The sequence below is a fragment of the Bacillus sp. AR13-1 genome, assembly GCF_008042285.1.
GTDB lineage: Bacteria > Bacillota > Bacilli > Bacillales > Bacillaceae_G > Bacillus_A > Bacillus_A mycoides.
Genome location: NZ_QNUA01000054.1, coordinates 1 through 15,754 on the forward strand (window position 1 = coordinate 1; position 15,754 = coordinate 15,754).

Here is a 15,754-nt window from a genome sequence, read left to right on the forward strand (position 1 = left end):
TGTTCTATATTACACCTCTAAACTCTAATCGTCAATATGTTTTTCTAAAAAAATATAAAAAGGCTTATCCCTTTTAAAATAAGCCTTTTTATCCTATAACATTCTATTCATTTATTATTTTTCTATAATTGGTAATGAAACGATGAACTGAACGATCCCGTCCTCATACTCAGCTCGAATACTACCACCTTGCAACTCAACAATACTTTTCGCAATAGCTAATCCGAGCCCCGAACCTTCTGTTACTCTACTTCTAGATTGATCTTTCTTATAAAACCGTTCAAACAAGTTCCCTAACTCTTCTCTCGTAAACTCTTCACTATGATTCGCAATAACAATTTGTATATTCCTGCGCTGCCTTTGAAGAGAAACTTTTATCTCTCCGTCATCTTTACTATACTTAATTGCATTCATTAGTAAGTTGTCGAATACACGGACCATCTTTTCCGAATCAATCATCGCATATGCACGTTCCTCAGGAAACTTCTTAACAAACATAAGGCCATGCTCTTCCGCTTGTGGTACTAACTCTTCTATTAATTGATCAAGTAACTCATTTACACACACTTCCTGTTTTTCTAATACAACTTGTTCATTCGTTAACTTCGTATACTCAAATAAATCTTCTATTAAATTCTTTAACTGCTCCGACTTTGCAAAAGCAATTCTCGTATACTCATCATGTTGTTCTTTATTTTCATATTTAGAATCTCGAAGTAATCGCAAGTAACCCATTATAGAAGTCAGTGGTGTACGTAAATCGTGTGATACATTCGTAATAAGCTCATTCTTTTGCTTCTCTAATTTACGTTCCTTTTCTATATTATTCATAAGCTCTTCCGCCATATTATTAATATTCTCAGTTAAAGACGCAATCTCATCTTCACCTTTTTTCTCAATACGGTACGCTAAGTTTCCTTTTTCTATTTCCTTGACACCTTGTGCCATCGCTTCAATTTGCTTCATCTTTCTCTTTGTTATATAGAAGAAAGAGAAAATAAATACAAGTACACCTATGAAAAACGGAAACGGTCCTTCTTGCGTATCATATATTACTTCACCTTCTGGAATCCCACTAACAAACATGTATAAATTCTTATCTTCTATTGTAATAGGTGCAAAAGCTATAAATTCTTTTCTCGTACTTTCAAATTCTTTTCTACCATTCATATAATTAATCGCAAACGATGATGCATTACGAATTGTATTATGCAAATCAATTTGCTCTTCTTGCGCCTGCTTCGTTTTATATAAAACTTTACCGCTCTCGTCAGTGACCAATACTTTTAAAGCTCTAGAGTTTTGTTCTAAATTTTGATTCTCTATTTCAATCATAGTTGATATAGCTTCTAATTTATTTTCATGAACTGAACTACTTGCCACACTTTGAGCTTGTTGATTAATTTGTTCCATACCAACCCGATAATCGATCGTCGCCTCTCGATTCGCATTCTCAAAAAACGGTGCTGCTGCCTTCGCTGACAAAATCCCTAACAACGCACAAGCAGTAAACGCAGTAATAAGTTGAATTCGTATACTCCGTTTCACACTCTTCACTATCTTTCCAATTAATTCTCGAATTTTCCTAACATAAGTAAATGGATTAAATATCTTTTTCAATCTTATACCCCACTCCCCATACTGTTTTTATATATATTGGCTTCCTTGGATTCTCCTCAATCTTTTCACGCACTTTCCGAATATGAACCATTACCGTGTTATCCGACTGGAAGGATCTTTCGTTCCAAACCTTTTCATAAATTTGTTCCGCACTAAAGACCATCCCCGGATTACGGACTAGTAATTCTAAAATTGAAAATTCCCTCGGGGTCAGTTTCACTTCTTCTCCATCCACAATGACTGTATGAGTGGAGATGTTTATTTTCATCTCTCCAATTTCTAACTCGTCCTCATTTTGAATAGCAAAGCCATTCATTTTCATATAACGACGTAGCTGCGATTTAATTCTTGCGATTAACTCTAACGGGTTAAACGGTTTTGCTACATAATCATCTGCACCTGTTGTTAATCCTAAAATTTTATCCATATCTTGCGTTTTTGCCGAAAGCATAATAATCGGCATTTCCTTCGCTTCCCTTACTTTCATACACATATGAATACCATCTACTTTCGGCATCATAATATCTAATACGACTAAGTGCACTTCATTTTCTTCTAATATACGTAACCCTTCTTCTCCGTCCCCTGCTTGCAGTACTTTATATCCTTCGTTCTTTAAATAAATTGTAATAAGGTTCCTAATTTCTTTTTCATCATCTACGACAAGTATCGTTTCCCCGGCCATACTATCTCCCCCATCACTTTTTTAATCCCTAACTTCTATTATAAGAAAACTTCTGAAGAAAAACGCTCGGAAATCCTTAAGATTTTCTGAAGACGCACAAAAGGTCTAGACTCCCCTCAAGTCTAGACCTTTCAAAAAACCCCTTTTATTTACGAACGTAGATGAAATATAGTACGAATAAAACTCCCATAACATACATAATTGGATGAATCTCTTTACGACGACCACTCACAACCATTGTAATTGGATAGAAGATAAACCCGATTGCAATTCCTGTTGCGATACTATACGTAAGTGGCATTGAAATGATAGTAAAGAACGCTGGCACTGCAATCTCAAATTTCTTCCAATCAATTTCTCCTAAAGATGAAACCATCAAGATTCCTACAATGATTAATGCTGGCGCTGTTACAGCTGGTGTCACAACACTTAATAGCGGCGAGAAGAATAGTGCCAGTAAGAAGAACCCTGCTGTTACAACCGCTGTAAATCCAGAACGTCCTCCTGCTGCTACCCCCGCAGACGATTCAATGTAAGACGTTGTTGTTGATGTACCTAAAATCGCACCAATTACAGTTGCAATCGCATCTGCAAATAACGCTTTACCTGCACGTGGTAATTTATTGTTCTTCATTAATCCCGCTTGATTCGCAACCGCTACAAGCGTACCTGCTGTATCAAAGAAATCGATAAAGAAGAACGTTATAATAACAATCGCCATTTCAACAGTGAAAATGTCTCCAAAGTGAGTTAATGCTACCCCGAACGTTGGTTCTAGACTCGGTATTGCTCCCACTACAGCTTTTGGTGTATCAATTAATCCAGTCGCTACTCCTAAGATCGCCGTAAGGATCATACCGTAGAAAACTGCACCATTTATTTTTTTAATCATGAAAATGATTGTAGTAACAACTCCGAAGATTGCTAGTAACGTTGTGCCCTTTGTTAAGTCCCCCAACCCAACAAGAACAGCATCATTCTTTACGATAATTCCAGCGTTTTGGAATCCAAGGAAGGCAATGAATAATCCAATACCCGCCGCTACTGCAAACTTTAACTCTACTGGAATTGCATTAATGATTTTTTCACGAATACCTGAAGCAGTAAGAATAATAAAGATAATACCTGACATTAATGTTCCAGCAATTGCCGTTTGCCACGGAATTCCCATCGTTAACACCGCTGTATAAGCAAAGAACGCGTTTATTCCCATACCTGGCGCTAAAGCAATCGGATACTTCGCAAATATCCCCATAATTAACGAACCAATCGCCGCTGCTAATGCTGTAGCAACGAATACTGCACCTGGATCCATTCCTGTACCTGCCGGTAATCCTTTAACATTTCCAAGCGACAGCGTAGCAGGATTGACAAATAGTACGTAAGCCATAGATAGAAATGTCGTTAAACCTGCTATGAACTCTGTTTTATAATTTGTGCCGAGTTCATCAAACTGAAAATAGCGTTTCATCTTACGTTTCCCCCGTTATATGATTACTCGCCGTATTTCCCCTAGCCCTCTTTTATCTATAAAAATAAAAAAGGCTTCCATTGCATATACATGGAAGCGTTCTATGAATAAAGACAAGTTTCCCCTCATCTTTATCAAAACGCCTCGTAGTCAAGCCATTTACGGTAGCTAGGTAGAAACTTTCGGGCCATATCCCCGATATTATACGACGGCATAATATTCACTTTTCGTTTGAATTACATACTCATATTAACTCGATGAGGTGGTTTTGTCAATTTAAAAACGAACATTTTTATAAATTTTTATATTTTCGTTCGTATTAAGAGTGAAAACAAAAAGATCCATCTATACATGAACGATAGATGGATCTTTTTTATTACAATACTATTCCCACTCAATAGTTGCTGGTGGCTTACTTGTTATATCATACACGATACGGTTAACGTGTTTTACTTCGTTTACGATACGTACAGAGATTTTCTCTAATACGTCCCAAGGGATACGTGCCCAGTCAGCTGTCATACCATCGATAGATGTTACTGCACGGATACCTACTGTGTAATCGTAAGTACGCTCGTCACCCATAACACCTACGCTACGCATACCAGGAAGCGCAGTGAAGTATTGCCAAACTTCGCGGTCTAATCCTGCTTTTATAATTTCTTCACGTAAAATTGCATCAGATTCACGAACGATTTCTAATTTCTCTTCTGTAATTTCACCTAATACACGAATACCAAGACCAGGGCCTGGGAATGGTTGACGCCATACGATTTCATCAGGAATTCCTAGTTCTGATCCTAATACACGTACTTCGTCTTTAAATAAAGTATTTAAAGGCTCAATTAATTTGAACTGCATGTCTTCTGGAAGTCCACCAACGTTATGGTGAGATTTAATTGTTTGTGCAGTTGCTGTACCACTTTCAACGATATCCGTGTAAAGTGTACCTTGCGCTAGGAAGTCCATTCCTTGTAATTTAGAAGCTTCATCATCAAATACGTAAATGAATTCATTACCAATGATTTTACGTTTTTGCTCTGGATCTTCTACACCTTTTAACTTGTTCATGAAGCGCTCTTGTGCATCCACTTTAATAACGTTCATATGGAAGCCTTCGCTAAATGTTTTCATAACACCTTCTGCTTCATCTTTACGAAGTAAACCGTGGTCCACGAAAATACATGTTAATTGATCACCAATCGCTTTATGAATTAATACTGCTACAACAGAAGAGTCTACACCGCCACTAAGTGCGCATAATACTTTTTTGTCTCCAACAGTTTCACGGATCTTCTCTAATTCTACTTCTATAAAGTTCTCCATGTTCCATCCTTCAGAACAACCACATACGCCGAATACGAAGTTTTTAATTAAATCGTTACCGTGCTCAGAGTGACGTACTTCTGGGTGGAATTGTACACCGTATAAGTTTTCCGCTTCATTGCTCATACCAGCAATTGGACAAGACTCACTTGTTGCATCTACTACGAATCCTTCAGGTAAACCAGTTACTAAGTCACCATGGCTCATCCATACAACTTGCTCTTCTGGAAGGTTCGCATATAATTTTGATTCGTTCTCTACTTTAAGAACAGCTTTTCCATACTCACGGTGGTTGGCACGTTCTACTTTACCACCAAAGTGTTGTGTCATAAGCTGCATACCGTAACAAATACCGAAAATCGGTAATCCTAGTTCAAAGATTTTTTCATCACAATGTAATGCACCTTCACCGTATACACTATTTGGTCCACCAGAGAAGATAATCCCTTTTGGATTCATTGCTTTAATTTCTTCTGCAGTAATTGTATGTGGATGAAGTTCACTGTATACACCGAACTCACGAATTCGACGTGCTATTAACTGATTGTACTGACTCCCAAAATCTAAAACGATAATTGTATCATGCTGCTTCTTCAAAATAATCACCCCAACGTTAGTTCTCGTATATAAATATTTTCACCAATTTGGCGAAAAGCATTACTAATATAATAAAAAAAGCCAGTCCTCCGCCTCTAGTCTCATGACAAAGAAAAGGCAGGGGTCTGGCTTTATAAAGAAAGATAGTCTTCCGCTCTTTATAAATATAAGACGCACTGCCTTCATAGTCAGGTTGTTTACGGTAACCCGGTAGAGACTCTCAAACCATATCATCGAGGATATATGAAGGATTGTTTTATATTATCTTCCTAGATTCTAACAATGAAGTATCAGTATGGTCAAGAGAGAAAGCGACAAAATTCTACAGAAATTATTTTCCTGCGCTCAAAAACATAAAAAAACATCCACTTCTATATAGAAGTGGATGTTTTTCGGGAGAACGGAATTACATCATTCCGCCCATACCGCCCATGCCCATGCCGCCCATGTCAGGCATTGCTGGTGCATTTGGTTCTGGCTTGTCAGCAACTACAGCTTCAGTCGTTAAGAACATAGCTGCAACAGATGCTGCGTTTTGAAGTGCAGAACGAGTTACTTTAGCTGGATCTACGATACCAGACTCAAGCATGTTAACCCATTCGCCAGTAGCTGCGTTGAAACCAACGCCTACTTTTTCGCCTTTTAGACGCTCTACAACTACAGATCCTTCTAGACCAGCGTTGATTGCGATTTGACGAACTGGCTCTTCTAGTGCACGAAGTACGATGTTGATACCTGTTGCTTCGTCGCCTTCAGCTACGATAGAAGCTACTTTTGTGTATACGTTCATAAGTGAAGTACCACCACCCGCAACAATACCTTCTTCTACTGCTGCACGAGTTGAGTTAAGTGCATCTTCAATGCGAAGTTTGCGCTCTTTTAACTCAGTTTCAGTTGCTGCACCTACTTTAATTACTGCTACACCGCCCGCAAGTTTAGCAAGACGCTCTTGTAATTTTTCACGATCGAATTCAGAAGTAGTTTCTTCTAATTGCGCGCGGATTTGACCGATGCGAGCTTCGATTTGTTGTGAATTTCCAATACCTTCAACTACAGTTGTGTTTTCTTTCGTTACAACAATTTTACCAGCACGTCCTAAAGATTCAACTGTAGCAGATTTTAAGTCACGTCCTAATTCTTCAGTGATTACTTCGCCACCAGTTAAGATTGCGATATCTTCTAGCATTGCTTTACGACGGTCACCAAATCCAGGAGCTTTAACAGCAACTACATTGAATGTACCACGAAGTTTGTTCACTACTAATGTAGCTAACGCTTCGCCTTCTACATCTTCAGCAATGATAAGAAGTGGTTTACCTTGTTGTACCACTTGCTCTAATACTGGTAAGATTTCTTGGATGTTAGAAATCTTTTTGTCAGTAATTAAAATGTATGGGTTATCAAGAACTGCTTCCATTTTGTCAGAATCAGTAATCATGTAAGGAGATGCATATCCACGATCAAATTGCATACCTTCTACTACGTCTAATTCTGTTGTGAATCCTTTAGATTCTTCTAAAGTAATAACGCCGTCGTTACCAACGCGCTCCATTGCTTCAGCGATTAATTGACCTACTTCTTCGTCAGCCGAAGAAATAGCAGCTACTTGTGCGATAGAAGATTTACCTTCGATTGGTTTAGAAATCGCTTTTAATTCTTCAATTGCAGCAGTAACAGCTTTTTCGATACCTTTACGAAGACCCATTGGGTTTGCACCAGCTGTTACGTTTTTAAGACCTTCACGAATCATAGCTTGCGCTAATACAGTTGCAGTTGTCGTTCCGTCACCAGCTACATCGTTTGTTTTGCTAGCAACTTCTGCTACTAATTTCGCACCCATGTTTTCGAATGCATCTTCTAATTCGATTTCTTTTGCGATTGTTACACCGTCATTTGTAATAAGTGGTGAACCAAATTTTTTCTCAAGTACAACGTTACGACCTTTTGGTCCAAGCGTTACTTTTACTGCGTTTGCAAGAGTGTCGACACCGCGAAGCATCGAACGACGTGCTTCTTCACTAAATTTAATATCTTTTGCCATAATAATTGACCCCCTTGGATTTTTAAAATGTATATAATTAACCGATAATTGCTAAAATGTCACTTTCACGTAAAATCAAGTAGTCTGTACCTTCGTATTTCACTTCAGTACCTGCATATTTTGAGAAGATGATAAGATCACCTGCTGCTACCTCTAAAGCAACACGCTCACCATTTTCAAGCACTCGGCCTGTACCTACTGCAATAACTTTACCCTCTTGTGGTTTTTCTTTTGCAGTTTCTGGTAATACAATACCACTTGCTGTTTTTTCTTCTGCTTGAACAAGTTCAATTACAACGCGATCACCTAATGGCTTTAGCATGAACAATAACCTCCTCATTTTGTTATGTAAATTTTATTTATTAGCACTCAAGTCACACGAGTGCTAACACACTTCTAATAATAAATAATCTCAATTTCTTTTGCAAGTAAAAAAATCATAATTTTTTCGCAAATTACTTTATGCACTTTCCTAGATATCATTACTTCTTCTACTGCCTTTACTATATGAATCGTTGTTCCCACTTCTTGTATGTTACAATATGAAAGACACCCTAAGTTGTTTTCGCTAAACGTACAACTTTTTCCTGTCTCCTATTTTATTTTCAAATACTTATTTACAAAAAAAATATAATTCAAATGAAAGTTTATATCGTAGGTAGCATATTTACATGTTATCCTACCTTATCTCATACACTAGCGTTAGAAAGGATGGTTAAACCATTTGAAAAAACAATATTGGTGGATTATCGTTACATACATTTTAATGCAGTTATCAGGCATTGCCGGGTTACCGCTTCTCCTGAAAACTGGACTATACGATAATAGGGGATTTACTAGAGAGGAAAAACTTCAACTCATAACTGGTCATTGGGCTATCATTAGCTTTTTCATTGCATTATGCGTTGTACTTTGGTTACTCAGAACAGACATTCGTGACAGGCATTTAGATAAAATGCGCTCTACTGTTCCAGCTACAATTGGGTGGATTTTTATTGGTTTCTTCTTAGCGCTGTTCTCACAAAGCATTGCCGGTATGATCGAAATGCGTTTATTAGGGATTACACCGGGATCTGAAAATACAGCAAGACTTATGGACATCGCAAGAACGACACCTTGGTTCCTTATTGTCATATCTATAATAGGACCTATTTTGGAAGAAATCGTATTTAGAAAAATTTTATTCGGTACACTTTATAAGAAGTTTAACTTCTTTATTGCCGCTATTATTAGTTCACTTGTATTCGCGGCGATTCATTTTGATTTTACTCACTTATTGGTATACACTTCTATGGGGCTCGTATTCGCCTTTTTATACGTAAAAACGAAACGAATTATAGTTCCTATTGCAGCTCATGTTGCAATGAATACATTAGTTGCAGTTGCTCAAGTTGTAGTAAGCAATGAGCAAATTCAAGAAATGATTAAAGAAGCTGAAAAAATGCAAGGCTTTATCGGAGGATTTTTAGTATGAGAAACTCACCATTGTTCATGGCTGCATTGTACTTTCTTCTTGGATGTATCTTTACACGCTTCGCCATTACGAACGTAACAGATACAATCTGGAATATGTGGACAATACTATTTGCAGTTATGGCAACAATTGATTTTAATTTGGCACTTCGCCTTATCTTAGTTAAATTCACAAAGAAAAAACAATAATAAAACGCAGAGGTCATCTCCTCTGCGTTTTATTGTGGATAATTCTTCAAAAAGTAAACAAGAGTTTGTAACTCTACAGCTAAATCAATGTGATGAATCCTTATATTCTCTGACACATTTAAGCGTGCTGGTGTGAAATTTAAAATACCATGCACGTTCGTTTCTGCCAATCTATCTGCCACAGATTGCGCTACTGTAGCGGGTACCGTTAATATTGCCACTTGTATATCAGTTGATAAACGTTCTTCTAGTTCATCCAAATGATATACAGGAATGCCTCCGATTTCTGTTCCAACTTTCTCTTCACTAACATCAAACGCCATTTCAATTTTTGTATTATTGTTTTTCGTGAAATTATAATGTAAGAAAGCGGTCCCTAAATTACCTACTCCAATAAGTGCCACGCGTGTTATATCATCTTGGTCGAGTGTTTCACGGAAAAATGATAATAAATAATTTACGTTATATCCATATCCTTTTTTCCCTAACGCTCCAAAATATGAAAAATCTCTTCGAATAGTTGCGGAATCAACCTTTACCGCTTCACTCAATTCGGCTGATGAAACACGTTGCTTACCAGAAAGAGATAAGTTTTGGATAAATCGATAGTATAGAGGCAATCGTTTGGCAGCGGCCTGTGGAATTTTTTGCTGATCCATATAACCTCTCCTCTCTTCCTATCTTTATTCTTATACTTGAATCAAATACAGAAGTTTAGTACTCATGAATTTCCTTGTATAATAAAGAGAAGAAGTATTCTCTCTTTATTTTAAACTATACACTATTTTTAGTATGATTGAGAAATATAAACATGGCAAAGTTAAGAAATTATTTGAGGTGAAAACATTGATATTATTACAAGTGAATGGGCTTTCGAAATTATACGGTGCAGAAACGATTCTTGCAAACATAAAATTGGAAGTACAAACAAAAGATCGTATCGCATTAGTCGGACGAAATGGAGCTGGAAAATCTACATTATTAAAAATAATAGCTGGCGAGTTATCTCATGATGGTGGTGAAATTATAAAACCGAAAGATGTCTCAATGGGGTATTTAGCTCAAAATACCGGATTAGAAACGTCTTTAACAATTTGGGATGAAATGTTAACCGTCTTTACACACTTGCAGCAGATGGAGACAAAACTTCGAAGGCTAGAGCAAGAGATGGGAAAAGAAGAAAACTTTTCAAATGCGGCTATATATGAGAAATTATTAGCTGATTATGACCAATTACAATTAGATTATAAAGATCAAGGCGGCTATCAGTACGAAGCGGATATACGCTCAATTTTAAGCGGGCTTGGCTTCCCAGTTGAAACGCATCAGACGAAAATTTCCACATTAAGTGGTGGACAAAAGACTCGATTAGCTCTTGGGAAATTATTATTAACTAGACCAGACTTACTTATTTTAGACGAACCTACAAACCATTTGGACATCGAGACACTAACATGGCTTGAACAATATTTACAAGGCTATCCTGGCGCGATTTTAATCGTTTCCCATGACCGTTATTTCTTAGATAAACTCGTTACACAAGTATACGAAATTTCTAATAAGGAAAGCCGACGATTTGTTGGTAACTACAGTAAATATTTAGACTCAAAATCAGCTCTATACGAGCAAGAAATGAAGCGTTATGAAAAACAACAAGATGAAATTTCTAAACTGGAAGACTTTGTACAAAAAAATATAGCTCGTGCATCTACGACAAAACGCGCTCAAAGTCGCCGTAAACAATTAGACAGAATGGAAGTATTAACTAGACCATTAGGCGATTCTAAATCAGCTTCCTTCCACTTCGATATTGAAAAACAAAGTGGAAATGATGTTTTACAAGTGAAAGATGCAACTATTGGCTATTATCAGGAACCGATTATTGAACATGTAAATATGCGCTTAACTCGCGGTGACAGTGTTGCCTTAGTTGGGCCAAACGGAATTGGAAAATCTACATTATTAAAATCCATTGTGAATAAGTTACAGCTATTACATGGAAACGTTGCTTTCGGGTCAAACGTATCTGTTGGTTATTATGATCAAGAACAAGCCAACTTAACATCTTCGAAGCGAGTTTTAAATGAATTATGGGATGAATATCCATTGCAGCCCGAAAAAGAAATTCGCACTATACTAGGCAACTTTTTATTCACAGGGGATGATGTACTCAAACCAGTATCTTCTCTTAGTGGTGGACAAAAGGCTCGACTAGCTCTTGCAAAACTTATGATGCAAAAATCCAATTTATTAATTCTCGATGAGCCAACAAACCATCTTGATTTAAATAGTAAAGAGATTTTGGAGAATGCTTTAATTGATTACCCAGGTACTCTTCTATTCGTCTCTCATGACCGCTACTTTATTAATCGCGTAACGACAACCGTTGTTGAGTTATCAACAGAAGGTGCACAAGAATATTTAGGTGATTACGATTATTACGTTGAAAAGAAAAATGAAATGATTGAACGTGCGGAACTAGAGCAAGAAGATGAAGTACCTGTTCAAAAAGTGGTGGCACAAGAAAAATTAAATTATCTCGAAGAAAAAGAACGTAAACAGTTAGAGCGTCAACGTACTCGAAAAATTGAAGAACTGGAACAAAATATCGTAGGCTTAGAAGAAGAAATTGCTACGTTAGAAGACCAACTTTGCTTACCAGAAATATATGCAGATTATGAAAAGGCTAGTGAAATTACAACTAAAAAACAAACACTGCAAGAACAGCTTGAAGCTTGTATGGCAGAATGGGAAGAACTGCATATATAAGAGAATTTAAAAGAGGAGGATGTCTCATAAGTCGGGCTTTTTGACGAGATGACCTCCTTTTTATTTTCTGTTTTGGAATCAATACCATAATAAATGAAATTATACAAACCATTCGACAAGGATTGACAATAGTAGCACCTTATATAATAAGAGGAGGATGTTTCAAAATGTTTTTTGGACATCTCTTTGTTTTTTATTTCCCAAAAAAGAATTTCTTCAAAGGTCAGACTTCCTCTATGTTATCCACAAGGTTATACACATATCCACCTTTATAATATAAACTTTCAAATAACTTTTCCACATTATCCACAACTAGATAAAAAGTTATACACATTTTATGTACACAAAAAAACCCAAATTATCAACAGATAATTCGGGTTTTATCCACAAGCTGTGGTTAATTTTGTGTATAACTATACTTCAATATCTAATCCTGGATTTGCATTTAAAGCTAATGTAGCGCGTTTTCCTTGTTCGTATGCAATTGTACCTGCAGCCGCAATCATCGCTGCATTATCTGTGCATAAAGATAGAGGAGGAATAATTAGCTCTATATTTTCTTTTTGTGCAAATTCTGCTGCTAAACGTGCACGAAGCCCTTTATTAGCAGCTACTCCACCAGCAAGAAGCACTTGTTTTACATTATAAGCATCTGCTGCACGAGACGCTTTCGTTACAAGTACATCTATTACACTTTCTTGGAAACTTGCTGCTAAATCTTCTGGTGCAATTTCTATACCGCGCTGTTTTGCGTTATGCACAGTGTTGATAACTGCTGATTTCAATCCACTAAAGCTGAAATCATACGAATCAGGTTCTAGCCACGCACGAGGCAAATCAATTGTTGGTTTTCCTTCATGCGCAAGGCGATCAATATGAGGACCACCTGGATAAGGCATTGATAATGTACGAGCTACTTTATCGTAAGCTTCTCCTGCCGCATCATCTCGCGTTTCACCAATCACTTCAAATGAACCATGTTCTTTCATATAAACAAGCTCCGTATGTCCACCGGATACAACAAGCGATAGTAACGGGAATTGTACTTCTTTTACTAAACGATTCGCATAAATATGACCAGCAATATGATGAACACCAACTAGAGGGATATCATGAGCAAAAGCCACAGCTTTCGCTGCATTTACACCTATTAAAAGTGCTCCGACTAAACCTGGTCCTTCTGTTACAGCAATTGCATCAATATCCTCAAAAGTGATATTCGCTTCTTTTAAAGCTTCTTCTAACACAACTGTGATTTCTTCTACATGATGACGGGATGCAATCTCTGGTACAACTCCGCCAAAACGCTTATGACTTTCAATTTGCGATGCAACGACATTCGCAATGATTTCCGTTCCATTTTTAACAACTGCTACAGCTGTTTCATCACAGCTTGTTTCAATACCAAGTATAATCGTATTTTTTTCCATTATATATTCACCCACATTACAAGACCATCTTCCTGATTGTCTGCATAGTATCGTTTACGAATCCCACCATTTTGAAATCCGTATTTTCTGTATAACTGCTTTGCTACTTCATTTGACATGCGTACTTCAAGTGTCATTGTTTTTACTCCTAAACCTTTCGCTTCGGAAATGACTTCTTTTAATAAGGCATCCCCTAGCTTTTGACCTCTGTATTCCGGCAGGATAGCTATATTTGTTACATGTGATTCATCAATAATTATCCACAATCCACAATATCCAATTACGAGACCATCTTTTTCTAGCACGACATAATGTGCATGTTCATTCACCTCTAATTCACGGTGAAAGGCATCTGCAGTCCAAGGGGTTGAAAAAGATGCTTCTTCAATAGCTACAATTTGAGCAATATCATCGAGTGCCATCTTTCTAAATATCATATCCATCTTCTGTAGGCCCCTATTGTTTTTGACTTTCTAACCATTTTGTTTCAGCTTCAGCTAAACGAAGATAGCTAGGAACAAACGTATGCACGTCTTGTTCTTCTTTTTGTAATCCTAAAAATGCTAATTCACTTGGTCTTGGGTTATTCTTAGTGAACGGAGCAAATACAGCTTGATCACCTAAATATTCTACAATTGTTTCTTTATGCAATTTAACATCGTTACCAATAAATAAAACAGGCTGTTCTTTATCTTTTAACATTTGCAACCAGTCAACAATAAGAATAATTCGGTCTTCTTCTATTGAAGTTATACGCTCTCCTTCATATGTATATAACCCCGTGTAAATTTGACCACGTCGGCCATCAAATAAAGGACAAATTAGTCCATTAAAATTAGTACCATTTGCAGCCACCACTTCCAAACTTGATACACCTACAATTGGTATTTGAAGTGACCAAGCTAATGTTTTTGCCGCTGTCACACCTATACGAACACCTGTATATGATCCCGGTCCAGCTGCTACAACAATTTTAGTCAATTCTTTCGGTCTTACACCGCATTCTTTTAACAGTTTCTCTACAGCTGGCATAAGACGTACAGAATGGTTTTTTGTTAAATTTGTAATGATTTCCCCAATCACGTTCCCTTCCTCAATAAGGGATACACCCATTACGTAATTTGAAGTATCAATTGCTAGTACTTTCATCTTGTAATAGCTCCTCACATAATCTAATATAGCGATCTCCAATTGGCTCGAGTACAATTTTTCTTGTATCATCTCCAGCATGGAATAAACTAATTTGCAACTTCTCATTCGGTAAATATGCTTCTATTAAATGAGCCCATTCTACTACTGTAATCCCTTCACCATAGAAATACTCATCAAATCCTAAATCTTCTTCACTTTCCGCTAAACGATACACATCCATATGATATAGCGGTAATCTTCCTTTATATTCTTTAATAATATTGAAGGTAGGACTATTTACGACTCTTTTCACTCCAAGACCTTTTGCTAGCCCTTTTGTAAAAGTCGTCTTGCCAGCTCCAAGATCACCTTCTAAAATAATTACATCTTTTTCCTTTACAAGTCTCCCTAATTTTTCTGATAATCGCTGGGTTTCTTCGGAAGATTTTGTTGTTATTTCATATTTACTCACAGACTTCACCTACTTTACTCACAATGTTCTCTGCTCTTTATTATACAGGTTTTAAATATATAAAAAAGTCCTTAGGAGTTTTCCTAAGGATAGTTTGACTGTCTTTATTAGTTTTTTGTTAAAACAAATAAAAAAATACGAAACAACTTGTTTCGTTCTTTTCTTTATATAAAATGGCGGTCCCGACCGGGGTCGAACCGGCGATCTCCTGCGTGACAGGCAGGCATGTTAACCACTACACCACGGGACCATTTGGTTGCGGGGACAGGATTTGAACCTGCGACCTTCGGGTTATGAGCCCGACGAGCTACCGTACTGCTCCACCCCGCGATGATATAAATAGCCTGGCAACGTCCTACTCTCACAGGGACAAGGTCCCAACTACCATCGGCGCTAGAGAGCTTAACTTCCGTGTTCGGTATGGGAACGGGTGTGACCTCTCTGCCATCATCACCAAACTATGAAGGTATATTCCTTCAAAACTAGATAACATTTCTTCATATTATATGGTTAAGTCCTCGATCTATTAGTATTCGTCAGCTCCACATGT

The 15,754-nt window shown here is 37.2% G+C and carries 14 protein-coding genes, 2 tRNA genes, 1 rRNA gene and 2 riboswitches; of the genes, 3 read left to right on the plus strand and 14 right to left on the minus strand.

The window, feature by feature from the left end:
- Nucleotides 1-114: 114 nt before the first annotated feature.
- The 6 genes from DN408_RS28835 to groES form a co-directional block, all read right to left on the minus strand.
- A complete protein-coding gene (locus DN408_RS28835) occupies nucleotides 115-1,620 on the minus strand; it encodes a sensor histidine kinase (protein ID WP_016126477.1) in 1,506 nt (501 codons plus the stop codon).
- On the minus strand, nucleotides 1,604-2,305 hold the full coding sequence (locus DN408_RS28840; protein ID WP_002029454.1) for a response regulator transcription factor: 702 nt from the start codon (nucleotides 2,303-2,305) through the stop codon (nucleotides 1,604-1,606). The genes DN408_RS28835 and DN408_RS28840 overlap by 17 nt, the downstream gene beginning before the upstream one ends.
- Nucleotides 2,306-2,450: 145 nt before the next feature.
- Nucleotides 2,451-3,776: an NCS2 family permease gene (locus DN408_RS28845; RefSeq protein ID WP_002091603.1), complete on the minus strand. Its 1,326-nt coding sequence runs from the start codon at nucleotides 3,774-3,776 to the stop codon at nucleotides 2,451-2,453.
- A 127-nt stretch (nucleotides 3,777-3,903) separates the two neighbouring features.
- Nucleotides 3,904-4,005: riboswitch (purine riboswitch) on the minus strand.
- Between the two features lie 155 nt (nucleotides 4,006-4,160).
- Entirely contained in the window at nucleotides 4,161-5,699 is a 1,539-nt protein-coding gene (gene guaA / locus DN408_RS28850; RefSeq protein WP_122974556.1) for a glutamine-hydrolyzing GMP synthase, read from the minus strand.
- 165 nt (nucleotides 5,700-5,864) lie between these two features.
- Nucleotides 5,865-5,966: riboswitch (purine riboswitch) on the minus strand.
- Nucleotides 5,967-6,105: 139 nt separating this feature from the next.
- Nucleotides 6,106-7,740 (minus strand): chaperonin GroEL, encoded by a 1,635-nt coding sequence (groL, locus tag DN408_RS28855; RefSeq protein WP_002029451.1) that lies wholly within the window; start codon nucleotides 7,738-7,740, stop codon nucleotides 6,106-6,108.
- Nucleotides 7,741-7,777: 37 nt separating this feature from the next.
- On the minus strand, nucleotides 7,778-8,062 hold the full coding sequence (gene groES / locus DN408_RS28860) for a co-chaperone GroES (RefSeq protein WP_002009985.1): 285 nt from the start codon (nucleotides 8,060-8,062) through the stop codon (nucleotides 7,778-7,780).
- 402 nt (nucleotides 8,063-8,464) lie between these two features.
- Between groES and DN408_RS28865 the strand changes: the two genes are divergently transcribed.
- Both DN408_RS28865 and DN408_RS28870 read left to right on the plus strand, forming a co-directional pair.
- The gene (locus DN408_RS28865; protein WP_002009988.1) at nucleotides 8,465-9,214 is read left to right on the plus strand and encodes a CPBP family intramembrane glutamic endopeptidase; all 750 of its coding nucleotides are present in this window, start codon (nucleotides 8,465-8,467) and stop codon (nucleotides 9,212-9,214) included.
- The gene (locus DN408_RS28870; RefSeq protein ID WP_001246201.1) at nucleotides 9,211-9,402 is read left to right on the plus strand and encodes a YdiK family protein; all 192 of its coding nucleotides are present in this window, start codon (nucleotides 9,211-9,213) and stop codon (nucleotides 9,400-9,402) included. The genes DN408_RS28865 and DN408_RS28870 overlap by 4 nt, the downstream gene beginning before the upstream one ends.
- Nucleotides 9,403-9,431: 29 nt before the next feature.
- Here the strand turns inward: DN408_RS28870 and DN408_RS28875 are convergent, their stop codons facing one another.
- Nucleotides 9,432-10,061 carry a redox-sensing transcriptional repressor Rex gene (locus DN408_RS28875; protein WP_147740497.1) on the minus strand — a complete coding sequence of 210 codons (630 nt, stop codon included), beginning with the start codon at nucleotides 10,059-10,061 and terminating at the stop codon, nucleotides 9,432-9,434.
- Between the two features lie 187 nt (nucleotides 10,062-10,248).
- Here DN408_RS28875 and DN408_RS28880 point away from each other — a divergent pair, with 187 nt between their 5' ends.
- Nucleotides 10,249-12,171, plus strand: a complete 1,923-nt coding sequence (locus tag DN408_RS28880) for an ABC-F family ATP-binding cassette domain-containing protein (protein WP_090835618.1) — start codon at nucleotides 10,249-10,251, stop codon at nucleotides 12,169-12,171.
- Between the two features lie 413 nt (nucleotides 12,172-12,584).
- Here DN408_RS28880 and tsaD read toward each other — a convergent pair whose 3' ends face one another.
- From tsaD to rrf, 7 genes are all read right to left on the minus strand, one after another.
- On the minus strand, nucleotides 12,585-13,601 hold the full coding sequence (gene tsaD, locus DN408_RS28885; RefSeq protein ID WP_078178860.1) for a tRNA (adenosine(37)-N6)-threonylcarbamoyltransferase complex transferase subunit TsaD: 1,017 nt from the start codon (nucleotides 13,599-13,601) through the stop codon (nucleotides 12,585-12,587).
- Nucleotides 13,601-14,044 carry a ribosomal protein S18-alanine N-acetyltransferase gene (rimI, locus tag DN408_RS28890; protein WP_002063534.1) on the minus strand — a complete coding sequence of 148 codons (444 nt, stop codon included), beginning with the start codon at nucleotides 14,042-14,044 and terminating at the stop codon, nucleotides 13,601-13,603. The genes tsaD and rimI overlap by 1 nt, the downstream gene beginning before the upstream one ends.
- Nucleotides 14,045-14,057: 13 nt before the next feature.
- A complete protein-coding gene (gene tsaB / locus DN408_RS28895) occupies nucleotides 14,058-14,750 on the minus strand; it encodes a tRNA (adenosine(37)-N6)-threonylcarbamoyltransferase complex dimerization subunit type 1 TsaB (RefSeq protein ID WP_078178861.1) in 693 nt (230 codons plus the stop codon).
- Entirely contained in the window at nucleotides 14,731-15,204 is a 474-nt protein-coding gene (tsaE, locus tag DN408_RS28900) for a tRNA (adenosine(37)-N6)-threonylcarbamoyltransferase complex ATPase subunit type 1 TsaE (RefSeq protein ID WP_002009995.1), read from the minus strand. The genes tsaB and tsaE overlap by 20 nt, the downstream gene beginning before the upstream one ends.
- A 174-nt stretch (nucleotides 15,205-15,378) precedes the next feature.
- Nucleotides 15,379-15,454 (minus strand) — tRNA-Asp (locus DN408_RS28905).
- A gap of 3 nt (nucleotides 15,455-15,457) precedes the next feature.
- A tRNA-Met gene (locus DN408_RS28910) sits at nucleotides 15,458-15,534 on the minus strand.
- Nucleotides 15,535-15,546: 12 nt separating this feature from the next.
- A 5S ribosomal RNA gene (rrf, locus tag DN408_RS28915) occupies nucleotides 15,547-15,662 on the minus strand.
- Nucleotides 15,663-15,754: the final 92 nt, after the last annotated feature.

Excerpts from the sequence above, each read along its gene's own strand:
- DN408_RS28840 (WP_002029454.1), bottom strand. The coding sequence starts at position 2,305 with ATGGCCGGGGAAACGATACTTGTCGTAGATGATGAAAAAGAAATTAGG.
- DN408_RS28845 (WP_002091603.1), bottom strand. The coding sequence starts at position 3,776 with ATGAAACGCTATTTTCAGTTTGATGAACTCGGCACAAATTATAAAACA.
- groL (WP_002029451.1), bottom strand. The coding sequence starts at position 7,740 with ATGGCAAAAGATATTAAATTTAGTGAAGAAGCACGTCGTTCGATGCTT.
- groES (WP_002009985.1), bottom strand. The coding sequence starts at position 8,062 with ATGCTAAAGCCATTAGGTGATCGCGTTGTAATTGAACTTGTTCAAGCA.
- DN408_RS28870 (WP_001246201.1), top strand. The coding sequence starts at position 9,211 with ATGAGAAACTCACCATTGTTCATGGCTGCATTGTACTTTCTTCTTGGA.
- DN408_RS28875 (WP_147740497.1), bottom strand. The coding sequence starts at position 10,061 with ATGGATCAGCAAAAAATTCCACAGGCCGCTGCCAAACGATTGCCTCTA.
- tsaD (WP_078178860.1), bottom strand. The coding sequence starts at position 13,601 with ATGGAAAAAAATACGATTATACTTGGTATTGAAACAAGCTGTGATGAA.
- rimI (WP_002063534.1), bottom strand. The coding sequence starts at position 14,044 with ATGGATATGATATTTAGAAAGATGGCACTCGATGATATTGCTCAAATT.
- tsaB (WP_078178861.1), bottom strand. The coding sequence starts at position 14,750 with ATGAAAGTACTAGCAATTGATACTTCAAATTACGTAATGGGTGTATCC.